This is a genomic window from Pseudoxanthomonas sp. Root630 (assembly GCF_001427585.1).
Taxonomy (GTDB): Bacteria; Pseudomonadota; Gammaproteobacteria; order Xanthomonadales; family Xanthomonadaceae; genus Pseudoxanthomonas_A.
On record NZ_LMGY01000005.1, the window covers coordinates 24,289 to 48,394 of the forward strand.

Genomic DNA, 24,106 nt, shown 5'->3' on the forward strand with positions numbered 1-24,106 from the left:
ATTAGCGAGAAGCCCCCCTCCCGACACTTTCCAGCGAAACGCAACCTCACCATGGGCTGCCGCCTCCGGCCGTGCAGCCTGCAGTGGTGCGTTCGTTACTTGCCGTGAGGGTGATCGTGCAACCGGCCAACCGTCCGCCCACCCCGGCGGCGGTAAGCTCGTAGCCGCTGGCATGGCTGCCATAGCTGAAGCCAAAGTCGGCCCGCTTGGAAGACGGGGCCCAGCCAGGGAAGGTTCCGGTCACGGCACTTGTATCTGCCAGGGTCTGGCCCGGGTACACCAAGGTGCGCTGACGGTAGTTTTCCACGTTAGCCGACAGGGCTAGCAGATCACTTTGGGCTGCACGAATCTTGCTGCGGAGGATGAAATCCTCGTAGGCCGGCAAAGCGATCGCCGCCAGGATCGCGATGATCGCCACGACAACCATAAGTTCGATTAGCGTAAAGCCGCGTTCGCGGCTCGGCATCCCCATGTCTTACCCCCCAAGTTCGAGGGGGCGAAGCATGGGGGCATGCGGGAGCCATGGCATGCCCGCCACTGGAGGCGGCATGCAGACTGCATGCAAGTTGCAAACCCGCGCCGCGGCTCGCCCGCCGCACAATGCCGAACTGGCCACGGTCTTGTTGTTCGCTCGGCTGGAGTGCACAGCGTCGAGAGTTCGCAGCGCGTGGTCGGCATTCCTACTCAGCCGCCTGCGGCGGGCCTATGGGATCCGTTCGGTGTCGGCGAATGTTGTCAGGCAGTGTGGCACTTGGCCGAAAATGCCCCCCCCTTTTTTTGGGGGGGGGTGGGGCAACAGGGGCCAGCGCTGGCTTAGACGTTCATAGATGACGCCGCCCGCAACTAGGTACAGCCCCAAAAGGCGTTGGATAGCATTGGAGCGGATACACATCGCCTATCGACAACTGGGAGTGCTCCGGCGACCAGACACAAAACTGGACTTGAATTGGTATGCGTGCAGGGTATGGCATGGATTCACCGGCAGGCAGGCCGCCTTCTATATTCAGCATTCGGTGGAGGAGCAGGCTTGTCGAGATTCGGTAACAGGGAGCAGCGAACCGGCCCCTTCGTCAATACTGGTCCTCGAACGGCGCCAGCATGTTGTACATCCCATTCCGGCACATGGCATGGATAACCTCTACTAGCCTTACCGAACGACCACGCACTATGAGAGATACATCGACCTGACCGTCGGCCAAGTTCAGCTTGGTGTGCCTAATTTGAAGACCATCCATTTCCTGAGCGCCGGTTGTTCCAGCAATTACCTGACGCGCTTCTCGCGCGTGGAATGGCGCTATGCTTGCGTTGGTGCCAGTGGCAGCCATATTTGAGCCTCAGAGTGCGTTGCCTTACGGCGCTCCTACAACCTTGGAAATCCCGACTCAGTCGCAGATTCATCTCCTGGTCGAGGAGTTCGAGGATTGCCCAGCAACAGGAAAGCGGCATGCGGCAGATGTGCAGCCGAGGTGCCGTTTAGATGCACCGCCCGTTGCCGGGGTCTGGTATTCGGGCAGTTTCTTTGAGCCGAAGAACGTTCGCCCCGCGGAGGCAGCACTTCTGATCTTCCAGTGGGACTGGACAGCTAAGGGCTCAAGCCCAACCGCTGCTGGACGAGCCTTGTGGCCCCGCCGGCTCCCACGGAGCAGCCGGCAGCCTTCACAGTGCAGTGAGGACCGTCGTCGATCGTAAGTGCGCCATCAAGCACGCACCGCGCCTTCTCCCGCTATGTGTGTGACCAAGTCCGATCGCCGTTAGTATCTGGTGGCCTTGCCAATCCAAACAGATGAAGTGGCCAGCGGCACCCCAGACAGGGAAATTGGCTGTGGAGCTACAGGGAACAGATCGTCTGATAATCATCGGATCCTCGCGTTAGGTTGATTTTCTAGAGGCCCGCTAGCGAGTCAACCCATTGAAAAGGAAAACTTAGGGAGACAGCACTACCATGCGGCCTTTAGAACCGGGCGTCCCACCAATCTGGCGCTCCCCCGCCAATCGAGTGGCCGATTGAAACGCCGCGTTGACTGCCGATTGGTTCCCCATGGCCTGGAGAATCCGGGCATTTATCCTCGCCGCGCGCAAGTCTTGCTCGACCCACGCGCTCAAGCGCCCACTGACTGCCCCAGCGCGTTCAAACTGACCGACCTCGACCAACCGTTCGCCGTAAGCGGCACCCACCGCCACAAGAATGTCAGGAATACCCACGCGTTCGGCATATCTCCACGCTACTTCGAAGTCGGCGAAGGCTTCCTGCCTGTGCCCTTGGGTCCACGCTTGTTCAGCACGAGCCAGAGCAGCACCAGCATGAAGGCGGTCATCATCAAAAGCGGCAACCCACGTCTGCAGGCGACGAACTTCCTCGCCAGCTTCCAAAGATTGGCCGCTGGCCTGCAGCGCTTGAACAAGAACGAGCGCATTGGCGAGGTAATCGCGCCGGTCCGACTCTTGTAGCTCCGTGGAAGCTGCCCGTCGGGCCAGCCGTGCGGCTTCAGCATACTCACCGCGGTACAATGCAATCCGAGCAGAGAGCGCAGCCGCCTCGGCGCGCATCAGTGGCGCCTCTTCGGGATCTGATTGAGCCTGAGCGGAAGCCAACAGAGTTTCCGCTTCGCGCAAGCGTCCATTGTAAGTAAGGGCCCAGGCCCTATACAGAGCCGCTCCCCAATTCGAAGTCCATTCTTCCGACCAATAGCGATCTGTCGCTGCCAGCGCCTTGTCGAATTCGAGCAACTGTTGATGGGTGCCGGCCAGGGCCATCAAAGTGATCATTCGGTCGCCCTGCGCACCTATATTCTCAAATTGGCGCTCCGCAACATTGAGGGAGGCTAGCGCACTGCTCAGGTGCCCGCGTCGCTCGGCCACAGTCCCCAGCCGCTGATCGACCCGAGCCAACTCACGCAGGTTGCCCGTGCCAAGATATATGGCACGGGCCTGCCCCAAGTCTTCCGAGGCCTCTGAGAGGCGCCAGTTGGCGTAGTGCAGCCAGCCCCGTAGTGAGTACGCATTGCCGAGAACATCTGAGGCGGCCAGTTGCCCCTTCTTGGCAATGATCTGACTCAATAGTCCTTCGGCTCGGTCGAATTGCTGACGATTGATGTGAAGCCAAGCCAAAGTGACGTGCACTTGTGCTTGCAAGACAGCATTGTTGCTCCAAGTCACCTTGGTTTGCAGTGCCTCCAGCCGTGTTTGGCAGGCTTCGCGGGCGCCGCGATCACAATCAACTCTTGCTGCAGCCAATTGCACCTCAGGGCGCGCGGTCCATTCGGCTGGTGCTTTTTGAAGCAGGGCCAGCGCATCCGGTACGTGACCGGCCAGCCGCGCGGCAGCTAGTTGCTGCAAGAAGTGCTCGATCTCAGGCGAAGCATTGCTTGCACCCTGTGGGACCGTTTTACCGAGAGCTGCCAACAGCTTGTCTGATGCGAGTCCGGCCGCCTCCATGACATCGTTCGCCTCCGCGGTGGCCTCCGTATGCTGACCATCCTGGGTGAGGCCTTCCAGACGTACGAGCCATCGACCGCGCTTGAACTCGGCGTGAGGCCACACGCGTAAAAAGACACCCTTTGGCGCTTCCTGCGCCCTCGACGACTGGTTGTCCAAGGAAAGAACCAATTCGCTTGGTAACGTCGGCAGACGGCCGTGGCGTAGGCGGTTGGCCACCAGATCCATCAACCCTAAGCGCAGCCAGATCCACTTTTCGGGTGCTTCAACCTTCGCTGGATGCACCATGGCTGCCTGCAGAGCCGAAGGAGGGCGCTGCAACGAAGAGGGCGCTAGTTCTGGTTCGGATCGTGATCGCGCGGCGACCCATGCAATGCCCAGAACCAGCAATCCTGCGCCTGCAACGAAGGCCAAGGAGATACGTTTTGGCGAAGTGTGGACTAGTTGTGTCGGCGCGTGCGCAATGATGGGCGCGCTAAGGTCGGTCTCTACGGCCAATGGGAGCGTCGCGTCCTCGTCCACCGGTGCGACCCACCGGTATCCTAGTCGCGGCAGCGTTCGGATGCTGTGTTGCTCATTACCGTTATCCCCCAGAACCTGTCGCAGGCGCACTACCGTGTGTGCCAATGTCGATTCACTGATCTCGGCGCGCCCCCATACCGCCGCGATCAACTCATCGCGACCTACCGGGCGATCACGGTGCTGGACCAGATAGGCTAAACAGTCAAAGGCCACAACCGCGAGCCCCACCAATTCGCCGTTGTGCCAGAGCTCACGGGCCCGGATGTCCAACAAAAAGTCGCCGAAGCGATAACGGTCACTACGCATGGACATCGACGATGGACTCCCGGAGGTAATTAGGACATTAGCTACCACCCAGGACAAGGGTGGCTTCAGAAAAGTTGACGGCTCTTGGGTGAAATTCTCAGTACGTTCTACAGCCCGAGAGTTGCGACCGCTCGTCCGCGCAGCGCAGGCACACGACCAGGAATTTCCGAGATTTTGCTATCACTCGGAATAATTAGAACGGATGCAGCGGACAGCTTCCAATCATTGAACGAATGCTCGGATTTTCCTCAGCCAAGGAGACAATGCCGTACTTACTTCCGTTCGGCCTTCAGGTGCGCCTACATGGCGCGACTGATGGTAAAACTACCGAAAATTGGCGTCTGCTTTTGACCCTTGAACTCACGCGTTACATCATAGCGAGCGAGTGCAAACTTCCAGCGACCCTTTGTCACAGCCACGCCGACGCCCACTTCGCCAACCCATGGCCGCTTGTCCACGCTGTGGCTTCTCTTGAATGTGTTGCCGTCCAGCGTGATGTCGTTCAGCACCCAACGCGCATCCGCGGTCAGGAACAGATGCACTCCTAATGCCGAACCCCAAGGCCGGCTCCTGCTGGGGGCAGTATTCTCGCCAGCAGGTCGCAGCGGCGTGCTTCCAAAATCGTCAGGCAGGTTGCGGCCCACCCTTAGCTCAGCACCGGCATTGGCGTAGCTGGTCAGATTGCCCAGGCTTCCGCCATAGTGCGTGATCGCGTCCCAGCCCCATTCGCCTTGCTCTGGGGCGAATCGTCGCATGCGCTCGTGCACGATACGGAACACCGGTTCGTCCCGCAGCTGGTGCGTCCAGCCGCGAAATGGCTTACTCCCAATGAGGTCATGGACCCCATTCTGAATCTCCTCACCTCGCGCCGACGGACCCACTATGCCGAGCTGGATCTGAGTGGTGCGCAACGTGTCACCGAGGCGGGTGTTGTAACCAAAGCCCACCAGTAGCGCGGCGGCGTAAGGTCGATCCTCCCGAACAAGATCCGTCCGATTAAAGTCTGTCGGCGTGAAGACGGCATGGCTGAAAGTCACGACCATGTTCTGCTGGTCAAACTCTGTGGGGGCGAGTTTGGCCAGATGACGATTGACTAGACGCGCCAACCGCGGCAGGCAAGGATCATCGGTGTAATCGGCAAGATTGGGGGAGACCAGCGTCAGTTGCACGCCATTGCTATAGCCTTGGTCTTGATTCCCCAGAAGGTCATTGTCCACGCGGAAGTTGACCGTGGGTGGAAGTTCGGTCCTGGACGGGCATGCCTCGGGGACCGCAGCCCTCGCGTTGGCCGCCCAGAGACCCGCCCACAGCACCAGCGGCGCCAGTGGGGTGGATCGGTGGATGCGGCGCTGGCGGCGGACGGTCGTTCGTGGCTTCTTGTCTGAGCCCGTGATGTAGGGGCCCGCCATCAGTGCTCTTCCAACTGGCGTAGGATCCGCCGCAATTGCAGAATGGCTTGCGGATTCTCCTGCACGCTATGGCCATCATGGATGATGCTCTCCGACGTGGCGCCCGCTAAATGCGCGCTGGCGTACGGCACCACGCCGTCACTGGAGTCGCTCAGCGGCCCCGTTTCGTTCTGGCGTGCAATGATCGAGTAGTACTTCAGTCCCGGCTCAATCGGCAGATCGGCGGCGGCCTTGATAAAGGGGTCCTGCTCACTGAGATTGTCGATGCTTAACGGCAAACGATCCGGCAGGTCCGAGGCGATCTTGGCGGTATGGCGGTAGCGGTCCTGGAGCGCGACGGGAATGCTCGACAGCCGCCGCACCAAGGCAGCGAGCATGCCGTCGGCCTTGGGACTGCCGCGATGCGGCGCGGCGATGAAGACGGCAGCCCCGACTTCCGGCATGTAATCGAATGTCAGCAACGGTCCGACCTCACTGCGGACCTGCTCGGCGTCCACGCCTTGCGGCAACTGATCCATGCCCAAGCCCGTCCACAGGCGATCTCCCTGCGTAGTCGACACCATCAAGCGCGAGATCACGCCGCCCATGCTGTGGCCGACCAGGACCATCTGCTCGGATGCGGGATCATCCCGCTCCGGATCCAGGCGATTCAACGTCCGAAGCACGGTGGCCCGGATCGCCATGTGGTTGTAGGCCAGCGGCAAGTTGGTGGGGTAGTACATCAGCCATATCTGGTAGTGCTGACGCAGCGCCTCATCGCCCAGCACGTCGTTGCCCAGATTCACCCAGGCCTCCGGGCTGCTCGCCAAACCATGGATCAGCAACAACACGCGGCGCTGCGGGTCATAGGGTTGCAGCAGGAACAGGTGCGGTCGCTCCAGGCCCGCTTTCATGCCAAACAGGGTGCGCAGCGAGTTGCCCGCAAATCCGGATCGGGCGAGCCAGACGCCGTAGCCTGCGGTGTAGTTGGCCGCCAGCGGCACGTTGACGCCGCCCAGCTCAATGTTGGTGTGCAGCAGCGGATCCAGCGCTTCCAGGCTGACCGCGGAGGTGCCCAGGATCTCCAGCAGCGAGTGACCTTCAAAGCGCAACACGAGGGTGACGTTCGGTGTGGGCATAAAGCTCACATAGCCCGGACGCACCGCCAGGTCTTCGCCCATTTCCAGATCGACCGGCTCATCGCCCATCACCGCAACCATCTCGGTGCCGAAGCCGTCGCGACGGTACTGATTACGGATTCCCTTAAAGCGCAGCGCCGAGGCGGACAGCATGGCGTCGGGAACGGCGATGCGGCCCTGTTGTTCTGCCTGATCCAGATGCAGCGTCATGGTCCAAGGCGCGGGCGCCGGCAATACGCCGGATGCCAACGCGCCCTGGTGGCCCTCTTTTACCTGCGCGAAGACCGCGGTCACGACGCGTTCGACGGCATAGTTGTAGTAGTCACGCACCTGCGTTTGCCGTTCCTCCAACCCGCGTTCGGCCGGCGTGCGCTCGGTATAGAACAGGTAGGCATAGGCGTAGCGCGCCACCTCTAGCCAAGCCGAGAGCTGTCTGACCTGTTGGTCGCTGCTGACTGCCGGATGGCCCCCGTCCAAGGCACTGGCCATCCACACCTCAGCGGCGGCGGCCAAGCCCCCTTCACGGGAGGTGCCGTCGGCCTGGCTCAGCTCCTGTGCGCACGCTTGGGGCTGGGTGAGGCAGAAGCGCTTTTCCAGGCCCAGGATGTTCAAGGTTTGGTGGGTCGAGGCACTCAGTTCGCCCGTGGTCAGAATGTCGCCGCGCTTGGCTTCGATGTAGCGCTCGGCCTTCATTGGCTTGGCCTTGACCATCGCGCAGCCTGACAGCCCCCCCAGCGATAGCGCGCACAGCACCAGGGCAAGGACTCGCAAGAGGCGCGATGCGGCCAGGAAATTGTCAGTCGAAGACGACATGGGCACTCAACTCAGTCGGATAGGAGGATGGGCGCAGGCATTGGTGGCTTCGGCCAGCCAGGCGAGCGGGGCTCGGCTCCATCCCAGAACGCTGGCTTGGTGTCGCCGGTGCAGCCACGCATGGCCCAGTTGTGCCAGGCGCCCTCGGATGAAATACCCCGGGTACAGCCCCGCGGCGCCCAGGGTGCCGTAGGCGCTGTACTTGCCCAGCGACACGAGTGCGCCTTGGTCGCGGTACCGGAAAGGGGGTACCGCCTCACCCTGCAACGCACGCTCGATATAGCGCGCCAAGTGTTCGGCCTGCTGGGCGGCCACCTGTGCGGTGGGCGGCAGGGCACGCCCGGCATTGGGGGGTGTCAGGCTGGCGCAGTCGCCGATGGCGAAGATGCGCTCATCCCGGGAGGCTTGCAGGCTTGGCGTTACTTCCACCTGCTGCAAACGGTTCAGGGGCAGGCCGGCGATGCGGGCCAGCACGCCCGGGGCTTTCACCCCAGCCGCCCACACCACCAGGTCGGCCGGCTCCGCTTGGCCGTCCTGCAGCAGCACGCCGCCCTCGGAAAGCCCCTGCACCCGGGCGCCGGTGCGGAGGGTGAAACCTAACCCGCGCAGGACATCGCTGCTGGCCTCGGCGATCTTCTCAGGGAACGCCGCCAGGATGCGCGGTCCACCTTCGTACAGGGTCAATCGCAAGCGCTGCCGCAGTTGCCCATCCCCCAAGCCAGAAGCCTGTTCGGTCAGGTCGCTGAGCTCGGCCGCCAATTCCACGCCTGTAGCCCCGCCGCCCACGATGGCGATCCGAATATCGGTGTCGTGCAGCGCGGCGCGCAGCAGGTGCATGCGCAGTGCCTGGTTGAAAGCCTCTGCCTGTGCCTGGTTGTCGATGAAATGGGCGTGCTCGCGCACCCCAGGCGTTCCATAGTCGTTGGCGCCGCTGCCCAAAGCGAGCACCAAGAGGTCATAGGGGAGCTCCCGCGGGCCCACGGCGATGGCGCCGGCGGCGTCGCGCAGCGGCCCGACGCGCACGTAGCGGGCATGGCGGGCCACGCCCAGGAGTTCGCCGGGTTCAAAGCGATAGCCGTTCTTGGATGCATGGGCGAGGAAATGCACGCGTTGCTGATGAACATCCCGTGTGCCGGCTGCGATCGTATGCAGCAGCGGCTTCCACACGTGGGTGAATTCACGGTCCACCAGGCAAATGTCGGCCTCACCGCGACGGCCGAGGCGGCGACCCAGCCGGGTGGCCAACAGCATGCCCCCAATGCCTCCGCCCACAATGACGATGCGCGGGATGCTCATGGCGCGCCCCCCCCCCAGGACCGGGAGGTGTTCATTTCACCTCCTCCGGCGCACCGCGCGCATCCAGGTTGGGCACCTTCAGCGAGAACAGCGTCTCGTACAGGATGGGAATCAGACCCAGCGTCACCAAGGTACCCAGGGCCAGGCCACCGATCATGGTAATGGCCATGCTGGTCCACAACGGGCCGGCAAACAGCATCAGCGGAATCAGACCCACGATGCAGACCAGCTTGGTCATGACGATCGGTCGCAGACGTTTGAGCGCGGCGGCCACGACCGCTTCCCGTCTGCCCAAGCCGGCCTTGAGCTCGGCTTCGATGCGCTCCAGCAGTAGGACCGCGTTGTTGACGATGATGCCGGCCAGCGCCAACAGGCCGAAGGTGGCCATGAAGCCGAACGGAAATCCGGTTACGAGCAACGCCAGTGCCGCGCCGATCAACACGAAGGGCACGCTGGCCATCACGATGAAAAGCTTGCGGAACGAATTGAATTGCCAGATGAAGAGCAGCAGGATGCCGCCCAGTGCATGGGGCAGGAACTGCGTCAGCGCCTGATTGGCTTCGGCCGAATCCTCGATCTCGCCCCCGAGCACCAACCGGTACCCCGGCGGCAACGCGATCTTGTCGATCGAGGCCTGCAGCGTGGACACAATCTGGGTCGCCGTCATGCCCGGGTTCTGACCGGTGACGGTGATGGTTCGCTCCAGGTTGCGCCTGACCAGGGTGGACGGCTCCGACGACAGCGAGACGGTGGCAATGGCTGACAAGGGCACCGGGGCGCCGCCGTTTTGCGGATAGATCGGCGTGTCGCCCGGATCGGCGCGACCGTTACGATCGGCGGCACTGCCACGCATCACGATGGGCGTGTTGACGCCTTCCTCGCGCACGACGGAAACGGCCAGGCCCGAGAAACGCATTTCCAGCGCCTGCGCCACGTCCTGATGGCTGATGCCCGCACGGCGCGCCTTCAGCGGATCCACGTCAATGACGTAGCGCGGGACACGCGCCTGCCAGTCGTCATACACATCGATCGTACCGGGCAGGGCTTTCAGGGCCTGAGCCACCTCACCGGCGATCCGCCGCAGCACGTCCTCATCCGGACCGGTGATCCGGTAAACGGCCACGCCGGCTTCGGTGGCGCCCAGGGAGAAGCGCTTGGGCTCGGCGCGCAATTGCGGGAAGTTCGCCCGGATATGCGAGCGCGTGCGCGCGATGACCTGGTCGATATCGGTGTTGGGTTTGATGCTGACGGTGAAGTAGGCAATGTTGGGCGCAGGTAGGGGCGGGTTGAGGCCAAGCACGATGCGGGGACCGCCATCGGCCACGTAACCAATGCTGTCCACCACTTCCGGATTGACCTTCTCATCGGCCAGCCAGCGGCTGATCGATTTGACCGCCCGCATCGTTTCGCGCGAATCGGCGCCGGGTTCCAGCGTCACCGGGATTTGGAACTGCAAGCGATCAGACTTGGGCAAGAAGTCGTAGGGGATGGAGACCAGCACCAGGACCGCCGAGGCGAGCAGGCCCAGCATGGACCCAATGAATATCAGGCGATGCTGCAGCAGCTTCTCGATGATCGTTCGGTAGCCGCGATAGAAGCGGGAGTCGTAGCTCTCGGCCTGTTCCTTGTGGACGTGCGCCTTGGCGAAGAACAGACACAGCAGCGGCGTGACGGTGATGCTCAACAGCCAGGAGCCCAGCAGCGTCACGCCCAGGACGATGGGCAGTGAGCGCAGGTATTCGTTCGTGGAGGTCTCGCCAAAGAAGAACGGCGAGAACGCCAGCACGATCACCAAGGAAGAGGTCAGCAGCGGAACGGCCAGCGTCCTGCCCGCAGCCTCGCACGCGCTCCATCGGCTTTCGCCTTCACCGAGCCGGCGCTCGATGTCTTCAGCGATCACGATGCCGTTGTCCACCAGCAGACCCAAAGCGATGATGATCGCCGCGATCGAGACCGACTGCAGTTCGATGCCCAGGGCGCGCATCACGATAAGCGAGCCCAGGATCGTCAACGGCACGATCGCCCCCACGATCAACCCGGTGCGCCAGCCCAGGAACAGCATGACCACCGCCATGACGATGATGATCGTCTCGGCCATGACATGGTGCATCTTGCCCATTTCCCGCTCGACCACGTCGGCCTGGAACGTCACGACATGCTGTTGAAAACCGACCGGCAGCAGTTTGGCGGTCTCGTCGAGCTTCTTCCGCAGCTCGGCGCCGACTTCGGCTACATTGCGGCCCTTGGCCATGGAGACGGCCACCACCACGGCCGGCTGGCCCTGGTACACCGCCGCGCTCTGCGGCGGATCCACCGGCATCACATGGATGCGCGCCAATTGACCCAGGGCCACCTCACGGGCCGTGCCCTCGCGCTGGGCGGTGACCAGAAACTGCCTCAGCTGGCCTACGCCGGTGATCTCACCGGAGGTGGACAGCGACATCGACATGCCGGAGGCCGAGACCAGCCCACCCGGGGCCACGACATTCTGCTGCTGCAACTGCGTGGCGACCTGGGCCGGCGTCAGGCCCGCTTCGGTCAGTTTTGCGCGATCAAAGTCGATGTAGACCTGCTCCTCCTGGAGCCCATGCATCGATACCCGTTCCACGCCTGGAATCGTGTACAACTGGGCGCGTAGGGCGCGCAAGGGCGTCCGCATCTCACTGGTGCTGAATCCCGGCGCCGTCACCGCCACGGAGGCGATCGCGACGCGCCCGAACTCATCGTCGATGAACGGACCGTACGCCCCTTGCGGCAGCGTGCCTTCCGCCTCGGCCGCCTTGGAGCGCACCCGCTGCCAGAGCGCGGGCAGATCCTCGACGTTGTCATAGGCGGTCAGCTGGATGATCGCCATGCCCGGGCGAACGGTGGTGTTCATGCGCTTGATGCCCGCCACTTCCCGCAAGCGTTCTTCCACCGGACGGGCCAGCAGGCGCTCGACCTGCTCGGTCGGTAAACCCGGCTGGGCCACGCTTACCAGGGCCTCGCGCACCGTGATGGACGGTTCTTCCTGCGAAGGGAAGCTCAGGAAGGTGAGGATGCCGCCCAGCATCAGCAGCACCGCCACGAACAAGGTGAGGCGGCTGGAGCCCAGGGCCGATTGGGTCAGTTTCACGATTGCACCTCGGCACCCAGGCGCGAGGCGGAACGGAACGGCACGACCCGCTGTCCATTGGTCAGGAAGGCGGTGCCCGCCGTGACAATCTGCTCACCGGCTTTCAGCCCGATCTTGACGCCGACGCGATCGCCTTCGACGTCCCCCAAGGCCACCTGACGGCGCATCAAGGTGCCCTTCTTGGGGTCGTACACGAACACGCTCGCGTTCTTCCCATCAGCGGCCAGCAGGACGGCCGACAACGGCACGGCGATGTGGGCGGCGGACGCCGACTCCGGCGTTAGCAGCAAGCTCTCGCCGCTACGCAGGCCCGACGCATCGCCGGCCACATCCAGCAGGACTTCCACCGTCGCGGCGCTGTCCACGCGCGCCGAAACGCTGCGGACCTTCAAGGAAATCGGTCGTCCGGCCGATTCGGCCTGCATGAGCTCACCCGGCGCAAGCGTGCGCGCAAGCGCATCGGGAAGATTGGCCACGACCTGTAGGCCGGTGGAGCCCTCCAGTTGCAGCACCGCCGCCCCGGCGGCGACGTCGTCGTGCGCCTGGTACCGCTTGGCGGTCACACTGCCGTCGAAAGGCGCCCTCAACTCGGCCATGCGCATGGCGCGCTGGGCCAGGCCCCGATCGGACATGGCCACCTGCAATTGGGACTGGGCCGACTCCAGCCCCACCGCGGCATTGGTCAGGCTGAGCTGGGATGCGGCGCCGTCCTCGAACAAGGCCTGCTGCTGCTGCAGTTGAAGGCGCTTCTCGCTGACCTGGGCGTTGGCCGACCGTACGTTGGCCTCGGCTTGCTGGACACGTAGACGGAGCGTTTCTGCGTCCAGCCGCGCCAGGAGCTGGCCCTTGTGAAAACGATCGCCCACGTCCACCAGGACCGCGGCAATGCGCCCGCCGTTCTCAAAGGCGGCGTCCACGCGATCCTGTTGGCGTACGGTCGCCGTGAATTGGCGCAGGCTGTCGCCATGCGCACCGACTTTCTCCAGTTTGACCGCACGGGGTGCCTCCGGCGCGGCGGACGGATCCTGGGAACATCCGCTCAACGTGGCGGTGATCGCGGTGCAGAGGGCAAGCAAGACAAAGGGCTTCATAGGGGTGGGCTCAGGTCGGTGCGGTGGATTGCGTCGAAGAAGAAGGGTCAGGGGTGATGGGCCACAGCCGGCGCCGCGGCGGGAGGCGCCAACTCCACGCCATACAGCGCGGCGAACAGAGCAATGTGCGCCCGTGCTCGGTCGCCGATGGCCGTCAGATCAGATTGCGTGGCGCGCACCGCCTCGGCCCGCGCGTCGAGCGATAGCGACGGCTCCTGCAGCCCTTGTTCGGCGCGCAGTTGGGCCCGCGCGGCGCGCTGTTGGCTGTCGTGGGCCTTTTGGGCGCTACGCGCCTGTGCGCTGGTCGTGGTCTGCATCGCGTCCAACGCGTCGGCCACATCGCGGAAGGCGGATTGAATGGCGCGCTCGTACTCGATGATCTCCGTGCGCTTGCGCAGATGGGCCAGATCCAAGTTAGCGCGCCGGCGCCCGAGGTCGAAGATCGGAAGGGAAAGCTGCGGCATGAACGACCAACTGCGGCTGCCGCTATCAAACAGGCCGTCGAGGGATTCGCTCGCGGTACCGATGCTGGTGCTGAGCGAGATCGAGGGGAAGAACGCTGCGCGGGCAGCGCCTATGTCGGCGTTGGCCGCACGCAATTCGGACTCCGCCTGGCGCACATCCGGGCGGGTCAGCAGAATCGTCGAATCCAGGTTGCGCAGGAACGCGGGCGCCTGCGTCGCGGCGGCAAGCTCGGACATGGCGATCCGCTGCGGCACCACGTCGTACCCGACCAGAATCTGGAGCGCGCGCAGCGCAGCGCGCTGACGATCGGTGGCTTGCTGCCATGCCACCTGCGCCTGATCGGCCGCGGCGCGAGCGGCATTGACCTCATCGACCGCGGCGACCCCGACGTGCTGGCGCGCCGCCATGATTTTCAGCAGAGCTTGAGCGACCTCGTTCAATTCTCCTGCTTGCGTCTGATCAGCGGCAGCGGTCTGCTCCTCGACATACGCGCGCGCAATCTCCGCAAGGATGGCCCCGCGCAGCGCCTCGTGCCCATGCTCGGAAGCCAGAAAGCGCTCGCGCGCCGCGGTGGACATGGCTTTCACGCGCCCAAACAGGTCGACTTCGAAGTTGCCAATGCCCACACCGACCGTCTTCAGATCCTGCTGGTAGCGGGCATTCAAGGCCTCGTCATCGAACTGCTGTCGCTGCGCCTGGGCGGTTAGGTCCACTTGCGGCACACGACTGGCACGCTGAATTCGCAGTTCTGCGCGCGCGCGCTCGACGGTGAGAGCGGCAATGCGATAGTCGGCGTTGTGTGCCAGCCCGGCCTGGAGGACGGCCTCCAAATCTGCCCCGGGCGCCAAGGTGTGCGCGAAGTTGCGCTCCTGCTCGGTCAACTCGATGCGCTGCACGTCTGGCGCCGGGCTTCCGGTCGCCGTGGGCGCCCCGAACGTCGCCGGCACCAGCACGCTCGGGCGAACGTAGGTGGGCGTGAGGGAACACCCGGCCAAGCCCAGACCGAGAAGGGCCGCCAGCACGGCATAACCCCTGAAGGGAACCGAAAAGGGAGTGGTTGGGGACATGACGTACGCCGATGTAGTCTATGGACGGCCGACAGTCTGCCCCCGGGTTTTCAAGGCCCTTTCTAGGAATTTTCAAGATTTTATGAAGACGCCCCCCGCGCCCGAGGTCGGAATGGTCGGCAAACGGATCCTGGTCGTGGAGGACGATCCGGACGGTGCCGGCATTCTTGAGGCCTACTTGCGTAAGGACGGCTTCGAGGTCGCCATTGCGTCTGATGGCGAACGCGCCCTGCAGTTGCATGCGCAGTGGCGTCCTGACCTGATCCTGCTGGACGTCATGTTGCCCAAACGCAGCGGCACCGACGTGTTGGCGCTTATCCGGCGCTCCAGCGACGTGCCCGTCATCATGGTGACGGCCGTTGGCGATGAGTCTGACAAACTGGGCGCGCTGCGTTACGGGGCCGACGACTATGTGGTCAAGCCGTATAGCCCCAAAGAAGTGCTGGCACGCACCCACGCGGTGTTGCGTCGCACCCTTCAGCGTGAGCGATCCGGCCCTGCCTTGCTGCAACACGAAGGACTGACCGTGGATCTGGAGGCACGGACCGCCACGATCGGCGAGGGCAACGGCATACCAGTTCCGCTGGAGTTGACCCCCACCGAGTTCGCGTTGCTGGTCAAACTGCTCAAGACACCCTTCAAGGCCTTCACCCGCGCCGAACTGTTGGACGCCTGCCTACCGGACAGCAACGCGCTCGAACGTGTGGTGGACGCCCACGTCCACAATCTGCGACGAAAGCTGGATGCGCGCGGCATCCGCGACGTACTGGTGACGGTACGGTCTGTGGGGTACCGATTTCAGTAGTCACTAGGATGTCTAACTAGGAAACGCATGCCATCACCTCGCAAGCCTTTGCCCCTTCGCGCGTGGCTCGGCCTAAGAATGAGCGGCTTGGCCGTGGGCGTAGTGTTTGCGATAACGGCCACCATTTGGATCCGCTATGCGTACGTGGACTACCACGCGTTAAGGAACGCCTCGCCGGAAGTCCGTCAGGAACTGGAGAGACTGAGCGCCGCACCAGACGAGAATGAAGAGCGGCTATGGACCTTGATCCGCTCGTTCTACACCATCCGCGACGTTATGCCGGGCACCAGCAATCGCGACTGGATCCTGGTCGGTATCCTCATTTCGGGCTTTATCCCATTGATCGTCGCCGTCGGCTTCGGTCTGGCCAAACCGTTGGCCCGCCAGTTCCTCAGCGTGAGCGCGGCCGCGCACCGGGTGAGCGATCGCGAGTTTGGCGCCAAGGCGGACCTGGTCAAGGATGCCCCCGCCGAGGTTCGCGGCTTAGCCGACGATTTCAACGCCATGTCGGCCCAACTGGAACAGTACGAACGCGAAATGCGTGAGTCCAGCGCCATGCTGGCCCATGAACTACGGACTCCGCTCAATGCCGCCATGGGGCGCGTCCGGGGCATGCTGGATAGCGTCTTCCCCCGCGATGATCAGCAACTCCAAATGGTGCATCGCCAACTTGAACAGATCAATCGCTTGGTCGGGGACCTGCACCTGCTGTCGCTGGCCCGCGCGGGTCAGTTGTCGCTCCATACGGAGGAGGTGTCGCTGACAGACGTGGCGCAGGAGGCGTTGCGCTGGCTGGAAGGAGCGTTGGATGAGGCGGGGCTGGTCCCCGATTGTCGTCTGGATCCTACGGTGGTGGTCTCGGCGGACCGGGGCAGGGTTGGCCAAGTGGCCACCATCTTGGTTCAGAACGTCCTGCGGCACGCGAAGCAAGGGGGCAGTCTTCGTCTTCACGTCCGTCGGGAACCGCCATGGGGCGTTTTAGAGGTAGCTGACTCGGGGCCGGGCGTACCCATCGAATCCCTGCCCAAGCTCGTGGACCGGTTCTGGCGCGCAGATCAATCGCGGACTCGGGATTCGGGGGGCACCGGCCTTGGCCTGGCCATCGCCGCAGCCATCTGCCAGGCGCATGGGGGAACGCTGTCCTTTGAGCGCGTTCTTCCTACGGGCTTGTCCTCTACCGTGCGACTGCCCCTGCGTAGGCCTTAGCCCGTGTTTCCTGGCGGCTCGAACATCCATATCGCATCACACAGACGGCTACGCGCGGTCGGCTGGGTCTGTCGCCATATCATCGCCAGCACCAGTTGGAGACGTTGTACGCCGAGGCACCGGTGGGCTTGTGCTTTCTGGATCCCCAGAAACGCTACCTGAGCGCTAGTGCCCGTTTTTGCCGGATGATCGGGGCGACCGCCGAGGCGGTCATTGGCAAGAGCATCCATGAGGTCTATGAGCAGGCGTTCGCAAGCATCGTTGAGCAGACGCTGGATGGCCTGATGCAAGGCGCCCAAAGCGCGCCGCTTGAGCATCAGTTGCCTGGGCGACCACAGACCTATCTGGCTTATTCACACCGCGTACTGGATGACAGCGGCGCATTACTGGGGCTGTCGATCGTGTCGATCGACATTACCGCTCGCAAGATGGCCGAGGATGCCCTGCGCCAGAGCGAGGCCCGCTACCGCCACTGCGTGGAACTGAGTCCGATGGTGATGTGGGTGGCCGAAGCCGACGGCGCGCTGTCCTACATCAGTCCACTGGCCGATGGGCCGGTCGGGTGCAGCATGGAGCAACGCCTGCAGGCGTGGTACGACCGGATGAACCCTCAGGATCGCGAACGCGCGCGCGAACAATGGTTGGCGTGGCTGCCATGCCAGCAAGCCTTTGATAACCACTTCCAGATTCAATGGAATCCCGGACAATGGGGTTGGGTCCTGAGTCGAGCGCGCCCCTACATTGAGGAAGGCGAAGTGATCCGATGGTTCGGCGTATTTACCGATATCAGCCAAACCCACCTGCTCGAAGCGCGGGTGGAAGAGCTGGAGGCGCAGTTGCGCAAGCAGGGGTCATCTCCAGCGCCAGCGCGCTGAATCTTGAAGGGATCGAGATCGTCAGAAGGGCAACCACGGTTATGTGATCGCCCTGCGGTCCGGGAGGCAGCTTGCCAGACAACGTCGCCGCCAAGGTTTGGTCCGCCACGCGCTCCAGTGCCACGTGACGATGCGGCACCCTCGTCGTCGTCCAGCCCTGGGCACGCTCCAGGCAGGGAACCGCCCCCCCGTTGAAACTCAACGTCCGGGCCTAGGATACGCATCTCGACGATCCAGACGTTGCCTACCGCATAGATCTCCACCAGCGCCACGCCGTGCAAGTGCATGACGTGGCGACCGTCTTGCTCGCGCAAGACGTAACCTGGCCCCGGGCACGCTCGGCCAAGGGAGAACTGCTTGAAACCACCCTCCGGATCCAGTGGCCGCCGGGTCATTGGCACCGGGTACGCAGTCGCGCCAGACCCCAATGGGTAAACGGGGAGATCGTGCTCGGGTTCGGCTCGTTCAAGGACATTACACGTGAGGTGGAGCTGGAAGCTCGCGTAGCCGATCTCGAAGCTGCGTTGGCCAAATTCCGGTCGTCCACGGAAGACGAAGGCCGTAGGTTCACGACCGTTCTGCAGGTACATCTGTGTAGTTGGGATGCTGCAGCGGGCCTTGCATGGCTGCGTGGGCAGGAGAACAATAGAGTGACGTCCGTCACGAATGTCGGCATTCGACGGATGTTGGGAAGTAGGGGGGCGATGCCTTGGCGGACGCAATGCGCCGGCAGGGTCAGCGTGAATCCGTCGTGGTTATTGCAGCGAGATCAGCGCATCGCCTCGGGTTGTGCGTTTGGCCTGCTCGCAACGCTACGCCGCCGCCCCTGCGCTGGGAAGCTTTTGACAACGTTGGCCAAAGGAGAAGGCTCATGCAAGTAGGCAGACGCAACCGCACGATCCTGGCATTGCTCATCTATGCAGGCTTGGCCAGTGGCTGCGCGAACCTCGGAGCAGTGCGGGAGTTCGCGGCCAGTTCGGCCAACATGACAGGCTACAAGGCCGTCACCGAGCACTATGTCAGCAGTGCCGATCGGCAACTGGCTGACCTTCCGCCAGACAAGCGATTCGATAGCACTCGAAACAACCTTCGGACACTGAAGGTGGTCACCGGGCAGGACAAGGAAACCCTGCTCAAACTGCACGCGATCACGACCGGTTACATGAGTGCATTGGCCCAGCTGGCCGGTGAGGACGCTTACTCGATCTCTCCTGAGATCAAGCAGGTGTCCGGCGCCATCCAAGCTTCGGACTCGCTGAAGATCAATGCAGACCATGTCAGCGCCTATAGCAACATCGCCCAGCGCGTTGCCGATTGGGCGTTGGCTGCCAAGCAGGCCAAAGACGTCAAGCAGATGGTCCGCCTGAACGGCGCAGACATGGACAAGCTGCTGGAGGCGATGCAACTGGCCACGCAGGCTTACGGCATCGTGCTGGAGCAGGAAATCCAGTCCTATGAACTGGTGGCGGACTATCGACAAGCGCAGTGGTCGGCCAAGCTGCCGGGCGATGTCGGGCTGACCCCCGAACGGCGCGAGGTGATCGCCACCGTTCTGCGTCGGTCCACCCAGGCTGACCTTGCCGCCCAGCAACAGGCGCTGAAGGCACAGCAAGCGGCCGCGGCGGGACTGGACCGGGTCCGGCAAGCGCATGAGGTCATGCTGAAGAACGTGGACAGGCTCAGCGCAAAAGATGTCCAAGCCATCTTGCGCCAGGCCTCCTCCGACCTGAAGTCCATCCGTCAAAGCATCTCAGACCTGTAAGCCAAGGAGATCGATCATGGCAACCAAACTTGCAGCAACCAAGAAACCTGCCTTTGAGATCGCCAACCTGCTCGACGATGCGGCCGATGCCATCCGGGATCGCAGCAAGCAGGCCTATGGCGCCGGAAAGATGAGCCTGGATGAGTACATGGATGCACGCGCCCAAGAGCTGGAGTTGCGCTCGGAGCTGCAGGTCATCGTGGCCACCAATCTGAGCGCGGCCCTTCAGCAGGCTTCCGAGGCGGGGGAGAACATTGAGCAGGCCATCGTGGATGCCAAGACGCGCATTGAGACCATCCGCTCGGTCAAGAACGGGTTGAAGATCGTGGCCGCCCTGGTGACCTTGGCCGCTGCGCTGGCGTCCGGCGAGGTTAAGACCATCGTCAAGGCGGGCAAGGCCGTGGCCGATCTCACCTAGCAACCCGTCGATGAGTCCATCCGGATCTGTCGTCGCTTGTCTCTAATCAATACGGGAGTCGTGCGTGGCATGCCCAAGAACATCCTGATCTTCGCTGATGGGACCGGACAAGCCGGCGGTGTGCGGCCCGATCAGCAGTTGAGCAATATCTACAAACTCTATCGTGCCACGCGCGTGGGACCGGACAGCCCGATCGATCCGCGCGAGCAGGTCGCTTTCTACGATCCGGGGCTGGGCACGGCCGTGGCCGGCGGTCAGGTGCGACTGAGCCTGTGGCAGCGACTGAAATCGGTGTCCGGCCTAGCCGTCGGACTGGGGTTTAGCGGCAACGTGATTGATTGCTACGAAGCGGTTCTCAAGCGCTATGAGCCCGGCGACCGAATCTTCCTGTTCGGCTTCAGTCGTGGCGGCTACACCGTGCGCGCGTTGGCCAATGTGCTCAATCTATGCGGCGTACCCACCCAGGACGGGCAGGGCGGGCCGCTGCCGCGCACGGGCCGCCGTTTGCGTGCCATTGCCAGAGAAGCGGTGGTGCGGGTGTACGAGCATGGTGCCGGGCGCGATCGCAAGAAGTACGAAACCCAGCGCGAGGCCTTGGCTCATCGCTTCCGGCTCAAGTACGGGGCTGGCGAGCATCCTGCCCGCGGCGACGTGTTCCCGGAGTTTGTCGGCGTCTTTGATGCAGTGGCCGCGTTAGGGCTGCCGTGGCCGGCTCGGATCGGACTGGCAAGCCTGGGCGTGCTGATGCTGGCCGCCGCCAGCGGCGCGCTGGCGTGGCTGACGACTACTTGGCTTCACTGGGACGGCGCGGTGACGTTCTGGGCGTTGATCGCGCTGGGTATCGTGGCCGTGGGGCTGGCTTATCTGAGCACGACGTTGCGCTGGGCGCCCAAGGGCGTCAAAAGCGACGCGCCGCCTGTGCATTTGGCCCTGTGGAATTCGGAGAACTACGACCGGTTGCTGGATCCGCGGATCCCGCAGGTCCGACACGCATTGGCCATCGACGAAACGCGCGTGCAATTCGGGCGGGTCACGTGGGGTGGCTCAGCCAACCAGGCGCAGGTCGATGAATTCCGGTTCAGGCAGCGATGGTTCGCTGGTAACCACTCCGACATCGGTGGCAGTTATGCGGAGGAGGAATCGCGCTTGTCGGACATTTCATTGAAATGGATGGTCGAGCAGGCACTGGCGTTGCCCCATCCGATCCTGGTGGACTGGACCAAGCTGCATTTATACCCGGATGCAACCGGTGCGCAGCACTGCGAGGTCTTCGCACAACAGCAAGGGCCCTGGTGGGCACGTCTGGTTCCTTGGCCCAGTGCACCTCGGCAGATCAAAGAAGGAGCCGAATTGGATCCGACCGTGCTGGAACGATTCGAGGCTGCATGCGTACTGGCCTGCGACCAGAAGGCAGCGTATCGGCCCGAAGCGCTGCGCCACCACAACGCAGTGAAACACTACTACCCACCCCGATGAATCCTGTTATGTGCGGGGGCACGTCCTTGGGGCCGGACGTGATGCGGATGGGAGGTGCCATCGCGGATGCACTGGGTGGGGAACGGACGCGGATACTGGATACCGCGACAAAGTCAGGCCTCAGGGGATACCGATGAAGTACGAAGTTGCATTGGCGGTGGTACGCCGCGCGGAAAGTGCCTTGACCGGCAGCCGCTTGGATCATTCGGACCGGTGGCTTCAGAGCGCCATTGAGACGGTCTTGGACGGGCCAGGGCTGGTGATCGCGGGCGGACAAATTCTGCTATGGCGAATTTTCTGGGTCCTCTTCACCACAGCCGTGTTCGTGACAGTGCTGCGCGTTCTGGACAGTCAGAACGTCGCATCCGTCTTCCTGCCGTCCTTTTTTCTGGCCATGGGGGTGGTCTATTTCAGTACGCCCAGTCGCTCCATGGCGGCCGGCGTTAATCCCAAACGGGTGGCGGATGTCAGGCAATTCATTCTGTCCATCGCCGACCAGCCACAGCAACTCCAGTCTCTGAGCGACTGCATTGAGGTAGTGCGTACGCATACGATGCAGAAGTTGGCCCGGTTCAATGTCCTGGCAGGCATTGCTTGGGGTGTTCTGTTCTGGTTCGTCGGCACGCACGCCTTGGCGCCAGGGCTGCCCGCAGAAGCGGTCAGCCGGGGCTTGTCCCATAGCATGGTGGGGGTGCTGTTGTTTGCTTTGGTCCTATGCGCTGGAATCTGCCATGCCACCGCTGTCCGTGCGGTATGCCAGATCCTCGATTTCGCCATGATTGAAGCCAAAGCCGAGGTGGCTTCAACCCAGGGTGCGCCGCAAAAGAACTAGCCCGGGCGGTACCACCGAGGCTCGCGCGGCACCAAAGCCGATTCGGCTATCACGCGTACGGTGCCTTTGGAAACGCCCTCCACGGCTCCTCAGGTACGTGCCTGCCGCTCATCGCGATGATCTCCAGCCTGAGCTGGTCGCGTCGCTCACCCAGGTACTCAAACAGCTCAGGGGCGTCATAGATGATGGTGGCCACTGCGGCAGCGGCTACAGCAAACATGTCGGCCACCATCAGCGTGTGGCGCGTGCGCTGAGAGCTGAAGCCTGTCATCCAGTCGCGTTAACCAAGCTGTGACATGCCCCCATGGGTGTAGCTGTCCAGATAACGGCCTTCCCGCGGAAGCATCTCAGCCAAGCGATCCACCCCTTCGAGCCCTGTCACCTTGCGCAGGGACTGCAGCATCTTGGGCAGGGTCGGCGTGTCTCTTTCGCCAGCCATGATCATCGTTAGCAGAGGGGGCGGGCAGGCGTAAACAATCCAGAATGCGCATGCACCGGCTTCCATCAGAGGTCTTAGCAGGGCGGCGGCACTGGAGTAGTTCCCCACCGCAGAGAGCGTGGTGATGGAGGTGTGGTGCTCCAGCGCCAACGCCAGCGCAGATCGGGCCAAACGGTGCCGGGACAATGCCGGTTCCTGGCGCGGTACCCGCGCATGGATCGCAATGGCCTGTTCGGTGGATTGCTTGCCGCGCAACGCCGACGGATCCATGAGGGCGTCTCGTTTTAGCGATAGTCTTAGACGCCATTGTGTGCCCAATCGGCTAGCCTGAGGCACGGGCGCTTGAAGGCTGGCGCCCACGAAGAATGAGGAGATCCATGTCCAAGGGCGACATCCCCATCAGCAATCTGGTCATGGGCCAGGTTCAGGCCACTCGCGTGCTGCACTTCACCGGTGGGCTGATTTGCTTGCCACTGGAGGAGGGGGGATGGGCATTAGGGCCTATCAGCGCGTCCCAGGAGGGGCTGAGTTTTCTCTCGCCGATGCCAGAAGGGCAAGTGCACATGCTCGCCCGCCAGGCGGGCACCTACTTCGTGGGCACCAAGGTTGTCTACAAGGACAGTGGTCCCGAGCGTGACGAATGCTGGTATCCCCATATCGGGAACACAGGCGCCACCGAGCAAAGCGCTGACACTTGGTCCGCTATCGCGTTTCGCGCCTCACAAGCCAAGGACGAGAGCACGGCGGAGCTTGCGCGCTACATGAGCATCTGCATGCGCTCGGCCAGCCGCCGTCTTTGCGAAATCAGTGATCTTCATCATGAACAGCTGCGCTGGGCCCTCTTGCGAGGGCGAGACTCGGGCGAACGCTTCTCCAATACGGCGCTTTACGATCTGCACTTGGCCATTCATTCCTTCCTGGCAGAACTGAGCTCAACGCGTGACTACCTGTCCATCTTGGCAGCGCGTCGCGTAGGAGCCCCCAAGCACGTAGATAGCCTGAGGGACCTGCGCAACTGGCTCGGTACGCCCACCGGCAGCGCTGCGAACACGGATGGCATGATCGCGTTGATTCTCGACGCCCTTGGCACCGAGACGCGGATGGGTTGGCTCAGACGAATGACCAAGCTGCGCAATCAAGTGACGCATCAACGACCGATGGGAGCCGATCCTCTGGCCGGTGCGTTACGCTTTCAGCGAGTCGCAACCGTCTCGGGTCTGTTGCCGCAGATTCGGATAACGCCCTGGTCTGCGGAGGAGATTGCGGAGGGCGAAGATCCTTTCATTGAGATTCTTCGCTTCTGGCTCGGCATGGAAGCTCTCGCCCACGGATGCACGAACTTCATGGACTATCCTGCCGAGCATCCTCATTTCTTCGCGGCAGACCTTGAATAGGCTTCACTGTCTTCCATACATGCGCAAACGATAGGCATCTTCCTGGTTCTGCGTTGGCCCCTTGGCTGGAATTGCCTTTGCATTGCTCTTTGCCAGTTGGATCACATATCGCTTCTGGCAAGCAAAGCGAGGCGAGGGACAACATGCCCATACTGATGTGGGCCGTTGGACGCGGAAAAGATCAAGCCCTTGGGTTCCCACCGGACCTGTCTGGCCTGTGGGAAACACGCTAACCAGCGACATTGTCAGTAGGGGCGTCTTG

At 62.8% G+C, this 24,106-nt stretch carries 18 protein-coding genes; 8 read left to right on the forward strand and 10 right to left on the reverse strand.

Translation table 11 applies throughout. The features are described from left to right. Positions 1-46: 46 nt before the first annotated feature. The 8 genes from ASD72_RS04655 to ASD72_RS04690 form a co-directional block, all read right to left on the reverse strand. Complete coding sequence (locus ASD72_RS04655) at positions 47-466, reverse strand: prepilin-type N-terminal cleavage/methylation domain-containing protein (protein WP_200948833.1); 420 nt, start codon at positions 464-466, stop codon at positions 47-49. A 1,457-nt stretch (positions 467-1,923) separates the two neighbouring features. Next, positions 1,924-4,269, reverse strand: coding sequence for a transcriptional regulator (locus ASD72_RS20435; RefSeq protein ID WP_081420146.1), 2,346 nt, complete (start codon positions 4,267-4,269; stop codon positions 1,924-1,926). Positions 4,270-4,562: 293 nt separating this feature from the next. Continuing rightward, on the reverse strand, positions 4,563-5,672 hold the full coding sequence (locus ASD72_RS04665) for a lipid A deacylase LpxR family protein (RefSeq protein WP_081420147.1): 1,110 nt from the start codon (positions 5,670-5,672) through the stop codon (positions 4,563-4,565). Further along, positions 5,672-7,603, reverse strand: a complete 1,932-nt coding sequence (locus ASD72_RS04670; protein WP_056878787.1) for an alpha/beta fold hydrolase — start codon at positions 7,601-7,603, stop codon at positions 5,672-5,674. The genes ASD72_RS04665 and ASD72_RS04670 overlap by 1 nt, the downstream gene beginning before the upstream one ends. 6 nt (positions 7,604-7,609) lie before the next feature. Next, the gene (locus tag ASD72_RS04675) at positions 7,610-8,899 is read right to left on the reverse strand and encodes an NAD(P)/FAD-dependent oxidoreductase (RefSeq protein ID WP_056878788.1); all 1,290 of its coding nucleotides are present in this window, start codon (positions 8,897-8,899) and stop codon (positions 7,610-7,612) included. A gap of 31 nt (positions 8,900-8,930) precedes the next feature. Continuing rightward, positions 8,931-12,014 (reverse strand): efflux RND transporter permease subunit, encoded by a 3,084-nt coding sequence (locus ASD72_RS04680; RefSeq protein ID WP_056878789.1) that lies wholly within the window; start codon positions 12,012-12,014, stop codon positions 8,931-8,933. Beyond that, positions 12,011-13,090 (reverse strand): efflux RND transporter periplasmic adaptor subunit, encoded by a 1,080-nt coding sequence (locus ASD72_RS04685; RefSeq protein WP_235577938.1) that lies wholly within the window; start codon positions 13,088-13,090, stop codon positions 12,011-12,013. Before ASD72_RS04685 ends, ASD72_RS04680 begins: the two co-directional genes overlap by 4 nt. Before the next feature lie 62 nt (positions 13,091-13,152). Continuing rightward, positions 13,153-14,637 (reverse strand): efflux transporter outer membrane subunit, encoded by a 1,485-nt coding sequence (locus ASD72_RS04690; protein WP_081420148.1) that lies wholly within the window; start codon positions 14,635-14,637, stop codon positions 13,153-13,155. 112 nt (positions 14,638-14,749) lie between these two features. On the opposite strand from ASD72_RS04690, the gene ASD72_RS04695 reads away from it, so the two are divergent. From ASD72_RS04695 to ASD72_RS04725, 7 genes are all read left to right on the forward strand, one after another. Beyond that, positions 14,750-15,442 carry a response regulator gene (locus tag ASD72_RS04695; RefSeq protein ID WP_056878792.1) on the forward strand — a complete coding sequence of 231 codons (693 nt, stop codon included), beginning with the start codon at positions 14,750-14,752 and terminating at the stop codon, positions 15,440-15,442. Between the two features lie 27 nt (positions 15,443-15,469). Beyond that, complete coding sequence (locus ASD72_RS04700; RefSeq protein ID WP_056878793.1) at positions 15,470-16,648, forward strand: ATP-binding protein; 1,179 nt, start codon at positions 15,470-15,472, stop codon at positions 16,646-16,648. A 68-nt stretch (positions 16,649-16,716) separates the two neighbouring features. Next, positions 16,717-17,523, forward strand: coding sequence for a PAS domain-containing protein (locus ASD72_RS04705; RefSeq protein WP_255357633.1), 807 nt, complete (start codon positions 16,717-16,719; stop codon positions 17,521-17,523). Positions 17,524-18,394: 871 nt separating this feature from the next. Beyond that, a complete protein-coding gene (locus ASD72_RS04710; RefSeq protein WP_056878795.1) occupies positions 18,395-19,285 on the forward strand; it encodes a hypothetical protein in 891 nt (296 codons plus the stop codon). A 16-nt stretch (positions 19,286-19,301) separates the two neighbouring features. Then, on the forward strand, positions 19,302-19,703 hold the full coding sequence (locus ASD72_RS04715; RefSeq protein ID WP_056878796.1) for a hypothetical protein: 402 nt from the start codon (positions 19,302-19,304) through the stop codon (positions 19,701-19,703). A 69-nt stretch (positions 19,704-19,772) separates the two neighbouring features. Further along, complete coding sequence (locus ASD72_RS04720) at positions 19,773-21,179, forward strand: DUF2235 domain-containing protein (RefSeq protein WP_056878797.1); 1,407 nt, start codon at positions 19,773-19,775, stop codon at positions 21,177-21,179. A gap of 133 nt (positions 21,180-21,312) precedes the next feature. Further along, entirely contained in the window at positions 21,313-22,011 is a 699-nt protein-coding gene (locus tag ASD72_RS04725; protein WP_056878798.1) for a hypothetical protein, read from the forward strand. A gap of 49 nt (positions 22,012-22,060) precedes the next feature. Here the strand turns inward: ASD72_RS04725 and ASD72_RS04730 are convergent, their stop codons facing one another. Together ASD72_RS04730 and ASD72_RS04735 are read right to left on the reverse strand one after the other, a co-directional pair. Next, positions 22,061-22,282, reverse strand: a complete 222-nt coding sequence (locus ASD72_RS04730; protein WP_056878799.1) for a hypothetical protein — start codon at positions 22,280-22,282, stop codon at positions 22,061-22,063. A 9-nt stretch (positions 22,283-22,291) separates the two neighbouring features. Next, positions 22,292-22,720, reverse strand: a complete 429-nt coding sequence (locus tag ASD72_RS04735; protein ID WP_056878800.1) for a hypothetical protein — start codon at positions 22,718-22,720, stop codon at positions 22,292-22,294. A 107-nt stretch (positions 22,721-22,827) separates the two neighbouring features. Here ASD72_RS04735 and ASD72_RS04740 point away from each other — a divergent pair, with 107 nt between their 5' ends. Then, positions 22,828-23,844: a hypothetical protein gene (locus tag ASD72_RS04740; protein ID WP_056878801.1), complete on the forward strand. Its 1,017-nt coding sequence runs from the start codon at positions 22,828-22,830 to the stop codon at positions 23,842-23,844. Positions 23,845-24,106 lie beyond the last annotated feature (262 nt).